This window comes from Lachnoclostridium sp. An76 (genome assembly GCF_002161355.1).
In the GTDB taxonomy this organism is placed as follows: domain Bacteria; phylum Bacillota; class Clostridia; order Lachnospirales; family Lachnospiraceae; genus Mediterraneibacter; species Mediterraneibacter caccavium.
In genome coordinates, this window is the sequence record NZ_NFHL01000007.1 from 40,901 (window position 1) to 54,249 (window position 13,349).

General features: G+C 52.4%; 11 protein-coding genes and 1 tRNA gene. 10 read left to right on the forward strand and 2 right to left on the reverse strand.

Annotation, left to right across the window (positions count from 1 at the left end; genetic code table 11):
- Positions 1-68: 68 nt before the first annotated feature.
- From clpB to B5G27_RS12230, 9 genes are all read left to right on the forward strand, one after another.
- Positions 69-2,672 carry an ATP-dependent chaperone ClpB gene (gene clpB, locus B5G27_RS12190; protein ID WP_087179144.1) on the forward strand — a complete coding sequence of 868 codons (2,604 nt, stop codon included), beginning with the start codon at positions 69-71 and terminating at the stop codon, positions 2,670-2,672.
- A gap of 29 nt (positions 2,673-2,701) precedes the next feature.
- Positions 2,702-3,934 (forward strand): Y-family DNA polymerase, encoded by a 1,233-nt coding sequence (locus tag B5G27_RS12195; RefSeq protein WP_087179229.1) that lies wholly within the window; start codon positions 2,702-2,704, stop codon positions 3,932-3,934.
- Positions 3,935-3,958: 24 nt separating this feature from the next.
- Positions 3,959-4,972 (forward strand): acyltransferase, encoded by a 1,014-nt coding sequence (locus B5G27_RS12200; RefSeq protein ID WP_087179145.1) that lies wholly within the window; start codon positions 3,959-3,961, stop codon positions 4,970-4,972.
- A gap of 96 nt (positions 4,973-5,068) precedes the next feature.
- Positions 5,069-5,578, forward strand: a complete 510-nt coding sequence (locus B5G27_RS12205; protein WP_087179146.1) for a DedA family protein — start codon at positions 5,069-5,071, stop codon at positions 5,576-5,578.
- A 26-nt stretch (positions 5,579-5,604) separates the two neighbouring features.
- On the forward strand, positions 5,605-6,888 hold the full coding sequence (locus B5G27_RS12210; RefSeq protein WP_087179147.1) for a glycosyltransferase: 1,284 nt from the start codon (positions 5,605-5,607) through the stop codon (positions 6,886-6,888).
- Complete coding sequence (locus B5G27_RS12215; protein WP_191419974.1) at positions 6,839-7,471, forward strand: hypothetical protein; 633 nt, start codon at positions 6,839-6,841, stop codon at positions 7,469-7,471. The genes B5G27_RS12210 and B5G27_RS12215 overlap by 50 nt, the downstream gene beginning before the upstream one ends.
- 46 nt (positions 7,472-7,517) lie before the next feature.
- Positions 7,518-8,216, forward strand: coding sequence for a response regulator transcription factor (locus tag B5G27_RS12220; protein WP_087179148.1), 699 nt, complete (start codon positions 7,518-7,520; stop codon positions 8,214-8,216).
- Positions 8,217-8,286: 70 nt separating this feature from the next.
- On the forward strand, positions 8,287-10,428 hold the full coding sequence (locus tag B5G27_RS12225) for a sensor histidine kinase (RefSeq protein ID WP_242958310.1): 2,142 nt from the start codon (positions 8,287-8,289) through the stop codon (positions 10,426-10,428).
- A gap of 90 nt (positions 10,429-10,518) precedes the next feature.
- Entirely contained in the window at positions 10,519-11,199 is a 681-nt protein-coding gene (locus tag B5G27_RS12230) for a TIGR00266 family protein (RefSeq protein ID WP_087179150.1), read from the forward strand.
- Positions 11,200-11,413: 214 nt separating this feature from the next.
- Here the strand turns inward: B5G27_RS12230 and B5G27_RS12235 are convergent, their stop codons facing one another.
- Complete coding sequence (locus tag B5G27_RS12235; protein WP_087179151.1) at positions 11,414-12,292, reverse strand: DegV family protein; 879 nt, start codon at positions 12,290-12,292, stop codon at positions 11,414-11,416.
- A gap of 179 nt (positions 12,293-12,471) precedes the next feature.
- Between B5G27_RS12235 and B5G27_RS12240 the strand changes: the two genes are divergently transcribed.
- Positions 12,472-13,074, forward strand: coding sequence for a TetR/AcrR family transcriptional regulator (locus B5G27_RS12240; protein WP_087179152.1), 603 nt, complete (start codon positions 12,472-12,474; stop codon positions 13,072-13,074).
- Positions 13,075-13,079: 5 nt separating this feature from the next.
- On the opposite strand, the gene B5G27_RS12245 is transcribed toward B5G27_RS12240, so the two are convergent.
- Positions 13,080-13,153: transfer RNA gene (locus tag B5G27_RS12245), tRNA-Val, on the reverse strand.
- Positions 13,154-13,349: the final 196 nt, after the last annotated feature.

Here is a 13,349-nt window from a genome sequence, read left to right on the forward strand (position 1 = left end):
TAACTATTGCTATATTACTACTAGAACACGAAAAGATATCGTGTGGTGATATGAAGGAGGGAATAGCCATGAATATCAATAAATTTACACAGAATTCATTACAGGCTGTCCAGAACTGTGAGAAGATCGCCGCGGACAACGGCAATCAGGAGCTGGCGCAGGAGCATCTGCTCTACGCGCTGCTCACACAGGATGACAGCCTGATCTTAAAGTTGCTTGAAAAGATGAGTATCCAGGGCCAGCTCTTTGTCAACAGAGTGGAGCAGGCGATCGGTAAGCGGCCGAAAGTCCAGGGCGGCCAGGCTTATGTGGGACAGGATCTCAACAATGTCCTCATCCATGCAGAGGATGAGGCGAAACAGATGGGAGACGAGTATGTATCTGTGGAGCATCTGTTTCTTGCCCTGTTGAAATATGCAAGCAGAGATATGAAGCAGATCTTCCGGGAGTTTGGCATCAGCCGGGAGGGATTTCTCCACGCGCTGTCAACGGTCAGGGGAAACCAGAGGGTGACCAGCGATAACCCGGAGGCTACGTATGATACGCTGAATAAATACGGGCAGGACCTTGTAGAGCGTGCGCGGGACCAGAAGCTCGATCCGGTCATCGGACGTGATGAGGAGATCCGCAATGTGATCCGCATCCTTTCCCGTAAGACGAAGAACAACCCGGTGCTGATCGGTGAACCCGGCGTCGGCAAGACAGCTGTTGTGGAAGGCCTGGCGCAGAGGATCGTCAGCGGGGACGTGCCGGAAGGGCTGAAGGAGAAGACCATCTTCTCCCTTGACATGGGAGCCCTTGTAGCGGGCGCGAAGTACCGCGGCGAGTTCGAGGAACGTCTGAAAGCAGTCCTCGAAGAAGTGAAGAACAGCGATGGCAGGATCATCCTGTTTATCGATGAGCTGCATACGATCGTGGGTGCCGGAAAGACCGACGGCGCAATGGATGCGGGCAATATGTTAAAGCCCATGCTGGCAAGGGGCGAGCTGCACTGTATCGGTGCGACTACCCTCGACGAATACCGCCAGTATATCGAGAAGGATGCAGCGCTGGAACGGCGTTTCCAGCCGGTCATGGTAGATGAGCCTACAGTGGAAGACGCCATCTCAATATTGAGAGGGCTGAAAGAGCGGTATGAAGTGTTCCACGGCGTGAAGATCACAGACAGCGCCCTTGTGGCGGCGGCGACACTTTCGAACCGTTATATTTCCGACCGGTTCCTGCCGGACAAGGCGATCGACCTGGTGGACGAGGCGTGTGCCCTGATCAAGACAGAGCTGGATTCCATGCCCACAGAGCTGGATGAGCTGAGGCGGCGTGTGATGCAGCTCGAGATCGAAGAGGAAGCGCTGAAGAAAGAGGAAGACCGCTTAAGCCGCGAGAGGCTGGAACATCTCCAGGAAGAACTTGCCGGCTTGAAAGAACAGTATGCCAATAAGAAAGTACAGTGGGAAAACGAGAAGAAATCTGTGGAACGGGTCCAGAAGATCCGCGAGGAGATCGAGCAGGTCAACAAGGACATCCAGAAGGCGCAGAGAGAGTATGACCTGAATAAGGCGGCGGAGCTTCAGTATGGAAGGCTGCCGCAGCTTCAGAAGCAGCTCGAAGAAGAGGAGGAGCGGGTCAAGGCAAAAGACCTGTCCCTTGTCCATGAAGCTGTGACAGACGAGGAGATCGCCCGCATCGTTTCGAGGTGGACCGGCATACCGGTGGCGAAATTAAACGAGAGTGAGAGGAACAAGACTCTCCATCTTGCGGATGAACTGCACAAGAGAGTGGTCGGGCAGGATGAAGGCGTGGAGCTCGTGACCGAGGCGATCATCCGCTCAAAGGCAGGGATCAAAGATCCCAGTAAACCCATCGGTTCCTTCCTGTTCCTCGGGCCTACCGGTGTCGGTAAGACGGAACTTGCGAAGGCGCTCGCCCAGAGCCTGTTCGACGATGAGAACAACATGGTCCGTATCGATATGAGTGAGTATATGGAGAAATACTCCGTGTCCAGGCTGATCGGAGCGCCTCCGGGATATGTGGGATATGATGAGGGCGGACAGCTCACTGAGGCAGTCCGCAGGAAACCGTATTCTGTCGTGCTGTTCGATGAGATCGAGAAAGCGCACCCGGATGTGTTCAATGTGCTGCTCCAGGTGCTGGACGACGGGCGTATCACGGATTCACAGGGACGTACTGTGGACTTTAAGAATACGATCCTGATCATGACTTCCAATATCGGGGCAAATTACCTGCTGGAAGGCATCCGCGATGACGGTTCCATTGACGAGAAATGCCAGGAACTGACCATGAATGACCTGAAAGCGCATTTCAGGCCCGAGTTTTTGAACCGTCTGGATGAGATCATTATGTTTAAGCCATTGACGAAACAGAATATCCGTGCCATCATAGACTTGTTGATCGCGGATGTGAACCGGCGGCTTGAGGAGAAGGAACTGAGGATCGAGCTCACGGAAGCGGCGAAGGATTTCGTCGTGGACGGCGGGTATGACCCGATGTACGGAGCGAGGCCGCTGAAGAGATATCTGCAGAAGAATGTGGAGACACTTGCCGCAAGGCTGATCCTTGCAGGAAATGTGGGCAGGGAAGATACGATCCTCATTGATGTAAAAGACGGAAAGCTGACAGCGGACGTGAAGGGGCGGATCGTTTCCGCGGAGTAAGCGGCAGTGTGAAAGGACGGATGTGCCAGATGACACCCATTATCTTTCATATTGATGTGAATTCGGCTTATCTGAGCTGGACAGCAGTGGAACAGTTAAAGAACGGCTCCGCAGTGGATCTGCGCGAGATACCGGCCATCATCGGCGGGGACCAGAAGTCCCGCCACGGCGTGGTGCTCGCCAAATCCCCTGCGGCGAAACAGTATGGCATCCGCACGGGGGAACCTGTTGCGAATGCCTTTCGTAAGTGCCCGGATCTTGTGATGTATCCCCCGGACCATAAGATGTACCGGGAGAAGAGCAGGCTCCTGATGGAATATCTCCGGACATTTACGAAAGAGATCGAACAGGTCAGCGTGGATGAGTGCTATATGGATTTTACATCCATCGCGGGCCGGTACCATTCTCCAGTGGACGGGGCGCTGGAGATCAAGGACGGCATAAAAGAGAGATTCGGATTCACCGTAAATATCGGGATCTCCACGAACAAGCTCCTTGCGAAGATGGCTTCGGATTTCCGGAAGCCGGACCGGATCCACACTCTTTTTCCCGAGGAGATCCGGGTGAAGATGTGGCCTCTGCCCATCGGAGAACTTTACATGGCAGGCAAGTCCAGCGTGGAGACATTGAAAAAGCTGGAGATCAATACGATCGGGGATCTGGCGCAGGCAGACCCGGAGCTGATCGCCCTCCATCTGAAGAGCCATGGGAAAATGCTCTGGGAGTTCGCGAACGGCAGAGGGCGGGATGTGGTCCAGGCGGAGCCGGAAGAGGCGAAGGGGATCGGGAATTCCACGACCCTCAGAGCGGATGCGGAGACAGAGGAAGAGGTTTACGCTGTGTTTGGGGAGCTGGCGCAGAGCGTGGGGAGGCGGCTGAAAAAGGCCGGGAAGAAGGCGGGCATGGTGAGTATGGAGATCAAGTACCATGACTTTCGGACGATCTCCCACCAGATGCAGCTGGAAAAGCCGTCCAACGATCCGGAGCTGCTGAAGGACACTGCGTACAGCCTGTTCCTCGAGGTGTGGAGCGGAGAACCGGTGCGTCTGCTCGGCATACGGACGTCGAAACTGGCGGATGAGTCGGAGCCGGAACAGCTTTCGATCTTTGATATCGAGATGCCGCCGGAACCGGATGAGAAACATAAACGTCTGAAAAAGGCCATAGACGAGCTGAACGCCCGGTTCGGCGAAGGGGCGGTCGTGAAAGCGAGCCTGATGAAAAAGGGCGGGGGCGGACGGAAAAGAGACGGAGAGGCGTGATAATATAAGGAAGGGGATGCGCGGATGAAGGAGAAAAATTATAATCTGGAACTGATCCGGCTGATATCCTTTATCCTGGTGATCGTGATCCATGTGACGAATTATTTCTGCCGGGATTACGGGGAGATCACCCAGGGGGAATACGTATTCTCTCTTGCCCTGGATACGGCGGCAAGAGTCAGTGTCCCATGCTTTTTCATGATCTCCGGGGCACTCCTGCTGGGACGGCAGGAACCACTGAGGAAACATGTGCGCAGGCTGGCGCGGTTTCTGATCGTGCTTGCAGTGTGGAGCGCTGTGTATTACCTGTGGAACCGCTTTTATATGGGGACGCCGTACGAATTAAGGGATATACTCACTGAGCCCACGGAAGCCCATCTGTGGTATCTTTATGCTATGATCCCGATCTATCTGACGCTGCCATTTTTTCAGGTGCTCTGCAGGGGGATGAGCATGAAGCTGGAGAAGGCGTTCCTCGCCGTGACGACAGCGGCTGTGGTGCTGAATTATCTTTTAAGGCTCGCGGGGCAGGAACTGTATTATGATATCCCTCTGGTCGGCGACCGGATCTATGCCTATTATCTGTATGTGGGGTATTATCTGTACAAATACAGACGGCATACGCCTCTGGGACAGCGCCCGGTGCTGGTCCTCTGTCTGCTGAGCACGGCTGCTACATTCGGGATCACCCTGGGAGTGACTGTGGAGCAGGGAGAGCACTATGAGGGTGCGCTTACTTATGAGAGTATTTTTGTTGTTGTAGCGGCGGTCACGTTTTTCCTGTTCATGCTGCGGCTGGGGAATGCCCATATCCGTTTCGGGGAGAGGGCGAAGAAAGTGATCAGCCTGTTCTGTGGCTGTTCCTTCGGGATCTATCTGATCCATATCCTGTTTCTTGACAATTATAAAAAATATATGGAAGCGGCGGATCTGACCGCATGGGCGGCGGTGCCGGTGCTGACGGCGGGGATCACGCTTGTGTCTTTTGTCTGCGTGTGGGTGATCCGGCGGTTTAAGATCGGGCGGAAGATCACCTGAAATCTTTACAATCTTTAGAAAATCTTTCGATTCTCACAACAGCCTCCTTAAGATTTACAGTTTATCCTGTAAACAGTGAAAGGGGGCTGTATTTTTATGTCAATCCAAGAGCTTACCAACTATTTTCTTCAATATGGAGCTTTTTTTATCTATCTTATCGTACTGTTAGAATATCTGAACCTTCCGGGATTCCCGGCGGGGGTGATCATGCCGCTGGCCGGGCTCTGGGCGGCGCGAGGAGAGATCAGCTTCCCGGTCGTGATGCTGCTGACCGTAGCAGCGGGTCTGACAGGGAGCTGGGCACTGTACCTTCTGGGAAGATACGGCGGGGGCAAGGTGCTGGGCTTCTATTTTAAGAAATTTCCAAAGCATCAGCCCGTGATCGAGGAGAAGATGGAATTTTTGCGCAGAAAAGGCTGCGTAGGAGTATTTGTGAGCAAGCTGCTCCCTATGGTAAGGACGCTGATCTCCATTCCCGCAGGGATGGTGAAAATGAATTTTACAAAATATACGCTCAGCTCACTGGGAGGGGTATTCCTCTGGAACCTGGCTTTTGTCGGGGCGGGGTATTTTTTCGGTGACGCGGCGGTCGGATTTTTTGCATAGACGGGATGGAAAAGGAGGCGGATGACATGCGGATCGCAATGCTGACAAATAATTACAGGCCTTTTGTGGGCGGTGTGCCGATCTCTGTGGAGAGACAGGCTCAGGAGCTGGTCAGGCTCGGACATGACGTAACGGTTTTTGCCCCTCATTACGGGGATACAAAAGAGGAGAGAGAAGCTGTCCGTAGGGAGGATGAGGCGGCTTTGGAGAATGTCGTCCGATATCGGGCGCGGAGAAAGAAAATGGACAACGGCATGGTGTACCCGGCGGTATTCCCGGCGGAGATCACGAGGGCATTTGAGAATGAGAGATTTGACTGTATCCATGTGCACCATCCGATGTTTGTCGGGCCGCTGGGGGTAAAGCTGGGGAAGCGTTATGGGATCCCTGTCATCTTTACCTGCCATACACGCTATGAAGATTATCTCCATTATATCCCTGCTTTCCGGGTGGACGGGAAGAGTTCTGCGGTGAAGAAGCGGGCAGTGGAGTGGATCCGGACGAAAGTGATCCCATCTTATATCAGATGGTTTGCAGACCAGTGCGACCTGGTACTGGCTCCGTCGGCAGGAATGCAGCGGGTGCTGCGCGGATACGGGATGAAAAGCAGGTCAGCAGTGTTCCCGACAGGGCTGGAGGAGCGCTTTTTCCGGACTTCTCCCGAACGCGCGATGCGGATCCGGAAGGAGTGGGGACGCGGAAAGAAGCATCTTCTGGTCACAGTGTCCCGCCTGGAGAGGGAGAAAAATTACGGCTTCCTGCTCAGGGGGATCGCGGGACTCCGGGATAGGATAGGGGATGATTTCCATGTGCTGATCCTTGGGGACGGCAGCCAGAAGGCAGAGTTAAAGGTGCGGGCGTCGATCCTGGGGATCCAGGATATGGTCACATTTGTTGGAAATGTCCCAAATGATCAGGTCAGGGATTACCTGGAGGCAGCGGATCTTTTTCTCTTTGCCTCTACATCGGAGACCCAGGGGATCGTCCTGGCAGAGGCGATGGCAGCAGGCGCGCCGGTCGTGGCTGTGCGGGCAGTGGGGACAGATGATATCATAGAAAACGGAGTGAACGGATTCCTCACGGAAGAGTCGGAGGAGGAGTGGGCAGGCTGCGCGGCGGAGATCCTTTCCTGCGGAAACCTGGAAAAGATGAGAGAGGCTGCGCGGCTGTCTGCCGAAAATTACCGGGCTTCAAAGCTTGCCATCTATGAAGAGATGCTCTACAATCAATGTATCTGCGAAAAAAGAGCGGAGGTGTCTTATGGGTCAGAAGAAGATCATGCAGAACATTCTGCAGTGGCTGTTCACTAAATATCTGGAGCTGATCGACCGCACAGTGCAGATCGAGTGGCACGAGGAAAATACGTACGGCGACAGCCAGATATTCGGATTCTGGCACGAAGACAGCTTCTTCATGAACCTTGTGCTGGAGAAACTGTCGCGTAAGACGACACCAGTGGATGTGATCGTGACCGCGGATGCCAGAGGAAACTATATAGAGCATATGATAAAGAAATGCGGGGGAAGCGCCCTGAGAGTGCCCGATGGCTACCGCGCATTCGCAGCGCTGAAAAAGATCGTGCAGGACTCTTACGAGAGTACCCACTCCATCGCTGTGGCTTTGGACGGCCCGCTGGGACCGAGACATGAGCCGAAGAAACTGGCGTTTTACTTATCCGAACACGCGGAAGAAGAATTCGTAGGGATCAGCCTGTCGTATTCATCCTGCATCCGCCTGACACGCAGATGGGATAAATACGTGATCCCGCTGCCATTTACCAGGGTGTCGGTGGCAGTGAAAAATTATGGGGTGGTGTTAAAAAGTGCAATACCGGAATTGCCGGTGGATGCTCAATTTGTGCAAGGGGTCAGACCCCTTTTAAGAGGGGTCTGACCCCAATGGGCAGAATTATCACACAAAAGGAGATATTGTATACATTATGGAAACAAATCACATTCTGATCGTTGAGGATGACAAGGAAATACGGGAAGGCGTCCAGATCTATCTTCAGAGCCAGGGCTACAAGGTCTTTCAGGCTGCGGACGGCATTGAGGGGCTGGAGATCATTGAGAAGGAGGAGATCCACCTGGCGATCGTGGATATTATGATGCCGCGGATGGACGGGATCCGGATGACGATGAAGCTGAGGGAGAAATATGACTTTCCGGTGATCATGCTTTCTGCGAAGTCGGAGGAAGTGGATAAGATCACGGGATTGAATATCGGGGCGGATGATTATGTGACGAAGCCGTTTACGCCCATGGAGCTGATGGCGAGGGTGAATTCGCAGCTCCGCCGCTACCGGAAGTTCCTGGAGAAGCTGGCTCCGAAGGAGAATGTCCATGTGATCGGCGGGCTGGAGATCAACGAGGAGGCAGTGGAAGTGACCATGGACGGAAACCCGGTGAAGCTGACGCCGATTGAATATAAGATCCTGCTCCTTCTGGCGAAAAATCCGGGGCGGGTATTCTCAGCGGAAGAAATCTATGAGAGAGTGTGGCAGGAGAAAGCGATCAATACGGATACGATCATGGTCCATGTAAGGAATATCAGAGAGAAGATTGAGATCGATCCGAAGAATCCGAAATATTTAAAGGTGGTGTGGGGCGTTGGATATAAGATCGAAAAGCAGCCGTAAGGCGGGGATTATTGCTGTTGTGCTCCTTCTGGCTTTTTGTGCTCTGTCTATGCTGAGGAGCTATCCGGAGATGTCGGCTTTTCTGGAGAGCGAAGAGTCGGACGAAACGATGTATATGGAAGGACTCTATAGTATCGGCAACGATCTGGCGGAGGGAAATTATATTCTCTATAATGAGTACGCAAGAGAGACAGACCCGGGCCAGGTGCTGGATGAGTTCGGACAGAGGCCGTTTGATCTGGTGAGAAAATATATGGACTGCGCTGTATTTGCGGAAGAGGACGCAGGAGGAGATGCAGAGACAGCGGAAACCAGTGAGGGATCCGGTGAGCAGGACAGAGAACTGTCAGTCCTCACGGAAAATCTGGCGGAAGACACTCAGGAACTGCTGACTGCTCCGGAGACAGATCATTATGCATTCCGGGCGGAATACAGATTCTCAGGCGATGGGATGCTCTCCGGCGTTCAGGTGGACGGGACCGTGCTTTCCCCGGAGGATGCATATAATCTCGAGAACAACTACATCCGTGAGACGGAGATCGAGGAGGACAACTACGGGATATCGAGCATATCCGTACCGGCGGGTGTCACTGTGATCTATGGAATGACAAAAGAAAATCTTGACGCATATATAAAAGCCACGGATCCTATGTATCCGGATATATACAGTCTGAGCAGCAGCGGAGCATACAGGGATACTCTGGAGATGCTGGGCCTGCTGGTGATCGCCGCGGCGCTTCTTTTGCCTTTGGTCAGGAGACTGGATATCAGCGGCATGAAGATGTTTGCCGTGCCTTTCGAGATTCCTGTGCTGGTCCTGTTCCTCTGCTTTTGCTCGGATCTTTATTTCCTGCCCATGCAGGTCGTGTACGGCTCGCTGACCGGCAGCCTCCTGCCGACAGCGTCGACCGGCGGACTGGAACTCCCGGCAATGCTGCTTAATTTCTTTATGTGGATGCTGGTGTTCGGTGTTCTGTTCTGGGCAGTGACCTCGCTGAGAGCAATAGTGCGCATGAAGGGGGCGTATTGGCGGGAGCGGACGCTGACCTACAGGCTGATCTGCCGCATCAGGAACAGAGGTGATGAATATGGCGGGACTATGACGAAGAAGGCGGGCGGAGCCTTCCGAAAAGTAAAATCATTTATTTCCAGGCAGTATGACGCCCTGCTGCATCTGGATTTCCAGGATAAGACGAACCGCACGATCCTGAAGGTCGTGGTCATCAACTTCCTTCTCCTATGCGTGGTGTGCGCGTTCTGGTATTACGGCATCTTCGCGCTGATCGTGTATTCTGTGATCCTGTTCTTATTCCTGAGGAAATATACAAAAGACCTTCAGGAGAAATATAAGATGCTCTTAAAGTCCACAAACCAGCTGGCGGACGGGCATCTGGATGTGCCCATCGAGGGCGACATCGGCCTGTTCAACCCGATCCAGGAAGAACTGAAGAAGATCCAGAAAGGCTTTAAAAAAGCCGTGGACGAAGAAGTAAAGAATGAGCGCATGAAGACCGAGCTTGTGACAAATGTATCCCATGACCTGAGGACACCGCTCACAGCGATCATCACGTACACGGATCTTCTCAAAAATGAGGAGGATGAGGACAAGAGAAAAGAATATATCGAAGTGCTGGAAAAGAAGTCGCTGAGACTGAAAGTGCTGATCGAGGATCTGTTTGAGATCAGCAAGGCTGCCAGCAGGAATATCGTCATGCACTATATGAAAGTGGATATCGTAAATCTCCTGAAAGAAGTGGGGCTTGAAAATGACGGAAAGATCCGGGACGCGAACCTGGAGTTCCGCTGGAAGCTGCCGGAACAGAAGGTGGTCATGTACCTGGACAGCCAGAAGACTTACCGGATCTTTGAAAATCTCATCGTGAATATCACAAAATACGCGATGCCCCACTCGCGGGTATATATCGAGATGAAGGATCAGGAAAATTCCGTGCATATCTCTATGAAAAATGTGTCGGCAGCGGAGCTGGATTTTGATGTTGACGAGATCACGGACCGTTTTGTCCGCGGGGATTCGTCGAGAAATACCGAAGGATCCGGGCTGGGCCTTGCTATTGCCAAGAGTTTTGTGGAGCTCCAGCACGGGACGCTGAAGATCTCTACAGAGGCGGACCTGTTCAAGGCAGATATCGTGCTCCCCAAAATGGATATGCCGGAGGAAGAAATGACCGAACACAACAGCAGTATTTTATGATATGATGAGAACAGAGATCCGGCAGAGGAGGGCGGATGAAGAAAACGGAAAAACAGGTCAGAGCAGTAAGAAAAGAGAGGAGATCAGAAGATGAGATATGAGATCAAAGGGGAAACACTACCGGTAGTGGTATGCTATCTGGAGGATGGGGAAGTGATGATCACAGAGCGCGGCTCCATGAGCTGGATGTCGCCGAATATGAAGATGGAGACAACGTCCAACGGAGGAGTGGGCAAGGCTCTGGGGAGGATGTTCGCGGGAGAGGCGATCTTCCAGAACCGGTATACAGCCACAGGCGGGAACGGGATGATCGCTTTCGCCTCCAGCTTCCCGGGGCAGATCCGTGCCTGGGATATCAGTCCGGGAAATGACATCATCGTACAGAAAACCGGATTCCTTGCAGCGGAGGAGAGCGTGGAGCTGTCCGTATTCTTCCGAAAAAAACTGGGTGCAGGACTGTTCGGCGGCGAGGGCTTCATCATGCAGAGACTGTCCGGGCAGGGCACTGCATTCGTAGAATTTGACGGACATGTGGTAGAGTACCAGCTCCAGCCCGGCCAGCAGATCATCGTGGATACGGGATATCTGGCCGCGATGGACGCGACCTGCAGCATGGATATCAAGACGGTACCGGGACTGAAAAATATGGTATTCGGCGGCGAGGGCGTATTCAATACCCTGATCACAGGGCCGGGGCGGGTGTGGCTCCAGACCATGCCGATCTCCGGGGTGGCAGGAGAGATCCTGAAATTCATGCCTGCTTCAAAATAGAAATTCATGCCTGAGTCAAAATAGAACTTCGTGTCTGCGTCAAAATAGTATTTCACGCCAGCGTCAAAATAGGACTTCATGCCTGCGTAAAATATCAGGACAGAAATGCGGCGTGTACATCGGGAAACACAAAAAAGAGAGGGGGCGGATCTGTGCGATCCGTCTTCCCTCTTTTTTCTGAGCTCTGTATTTTTTGAGCTCTGTATTCTTGTTTTTACTTATCGTGGAATCTTACAGCTCCGATCCCAAGCCCGCCGGGACCCACATGCGTCCCGATGCTCATGGTGAGCGGGAAATAGACAAAATCCATGTCCGGGAAATTTTCGTGCATCTCAGCTTTAAATGCATCCAGCTTTTCAGGCTCCATCGGTGTGTTTGCGAGGCCGACCTTCAGGCAGCCCTGCGCTCTGAGCGGCGCAAGCCTTGTGTCGAGATCCTTTTTCAGCGCGCCCAGCATAGTGTGGAATGCAGATCTCATCCCCCGTGCCCTGGCACAGGAGTCGAGCTTTCCGCCCTGGATCGTGAGGACGGGCTTGATCCGGAGCATGCTGCCGAAGGCTGCCGCCGCCGGGGTGATCCGTCCGCCTTTTTTCAGATATTCTAAAGTATCCACTGCGATGTAGATCGTGGCGTCGAGAGCTTCCTGCTCCAGGATCTGTTTTATTTCAGCTCCGGACCTGCCCTCGTCTGCCAGGATTTTTGCGTCCAGCACGGAGACTGCCTGGGTGACGGAGATGCGGTGATTATCTACAACGTGGACTCTCCCGCGGTACGGCTCATCGTCTGCCAGGATGAGCGCGGTCTGGCATGTATTGCTCAGTCCCGATGACATTGGGATAAAGACGATCTCATCGTAAGAAGACAGCAGCCTGTCCCACATTGCCGCCACATCCCCCGGGGACGGCTGGGAGGTCGTGATCACAGAGCCTGAGGCCTGCTTCTGGTAAAATATATCCGGCGTGATATCAACGCCTTCGCTGAAAGTTTTCCCGTCGATGATAACGGGCATGGGGAGAACATGGATCCCATATCCTCTCTCTTCTGACGGCATGATCCCGCAGTTGCTGTCCGTCATAATGCCAATTCCAGGCATGATATCCCTCCTGATCTTCAGATTAAAAATTTTGGTGTATCCTGAGTGTCCTATTATTTTATGAATATTGACCGTTATTATAACAGGTGTTAAAATTATAGCAAAATAATTTTTGCTCCACAATGAACAATAAAATAAAAATGTAAGCTATCTATACAAAAAAGGAAATATGTAAGGAAATGGAAGATAAGCGGATCGTAAAAACAAAGCGCAGCTTAAAGGCAGCGATGACAGAGATGCTCGCCAGAGAAGATTTTGAGCATATCTCTATCACAGCGCTCTGCCGGAAAGCGGATGTCAGCAGGATTACTTTTTATTCCCACTATAATGATAAATATGCGCTCCTGGACGATATTTTTAATGATATGCTCTGGCAGGGGACAGAAGATTATTACAAAAGACAGGAAGAGAATAATCCCTCGCACCGGCTGGCGGCGGGATATGTAAATATGCTGGACAGTATTTTGGAGCTGTACTATGAAAGATTTGATTTTTTCCAGCACACAAATCCGGAGAAAAATCCTTACCTTGCTTCCCGGTTTTACAGCATTGTGCTGGAGACGGTGGAAAAACATACGCTCCATGTCAAAAAGCATCTCCGCCTGAAATATTCGCCGAAAAAGATCGCGGGATTCGTATGTTTTGGAATGCTCGGATTTGTCAACGAATCGCACAAGGAAAAGACGCCGCTGGAAGAGATAAAAAGACAGGCGAGGGAACTGCTCACGGATCTGCTCAGATCGGGCGTGCTCACAGAGGAAGAGGGAGAAAAGCAGGCATGAAAAAATGGAAGCAATGGGGCTCGAACCCATGACCTCTCGCGTGTGAGGCGAACGCTCATCCCAGCTGAGCTATGCTTCCATGTGACCTATTATATCACTCTCAATAGAAAATGCAAGTGCTGTCTGCCAGGATCACCTTTGTCAGGGTTAAGGGTCCGGGTTAAGGCGTCAGGGTTAAGGATGATCCGGCAGTGAAAATATGTTAAGATAATTGAGGCTGATATAGACTGTATGAAACGGATAACAGACATTTTTTGTTGGAGCTGAGGGAGACT

Bases quoted from the DNA above. Each gene is read 5' to 3' on its own strand.
- B5G27_RS12235 (WP_087179151.1), bottom strand. From the start codon at position 12,292: ATGCCTGGAATTGGCATTATGACGGACAGCAACTGCGGGATCATGCCG.
- clpB (WP_087179144.1), top strand. From the start codon at position 69: ATGAATATCAATAAATTTACACAGAATTCATTACAGGCTGTCCAGAAC.
- B5G27_RS12215 (WP_191419974.1), top strand. From the start codon at position 6,839: ATGGGTCAGAAGAAGATCATGCAGAACATTCTGCAGTGGCTGTTCACT.
- B5G27_RS12220 (WP_087179148.1), top strand. From the start codon at position 7,518: ATGGAAACAAATCACATTCTGATCGTTGAGGATGACAAGGAAATACGG.
- B5G27_RS12230 (WP_087179150.1), top strand. From the start codon at position 10,519: ATGAGATATGAGATCAAAGGGGAAACACTACCGGTAGTGGTATGCTAT.
- B5G27_RS12205 (WP_087179146.1), top strand. From the start codon at position 5,069: ATGTCAATCCAAGAGCTTACCAACTATTTTCTTCAATATGGAGCTTTT.
- B5G27_RS12195 (WP_087179229.1), top strand. From the start codon at position 2,702: ATGACACCCATTATCTTTCATATTGATGTGAATTCGGCTTATCTGAGC.
- B5G27_RS12210 (WP_087179147.1), top strand. From the start codon at position 5,605: ATGCGGATCGCAATGCTGACAAATAATTACAGGCCTTTTGTGGGCGGT.
- B5G27_RS12225 (WP_242958310.1), top strand. From the start codon at position 8,287: ATGTCGGCTTTTCTGGAGAGCGAAGAGTCGGACGAAACGATGTATATG.
- B5G27_RS12240 (WP_087179152.1), top strand. From the start codon at position 12,472: ATGGAAGATAAGCGGATCGTAAAAACAAAGCGCAGCTTAAAGGCAGCG.
- B5G27_RS12200 (WP_087179145.1), top strand. From the start codon at position 3,959: ATGAAGGAGAAAAATTATAATCTGGAACTGATCCGGCTGATATCCTTT.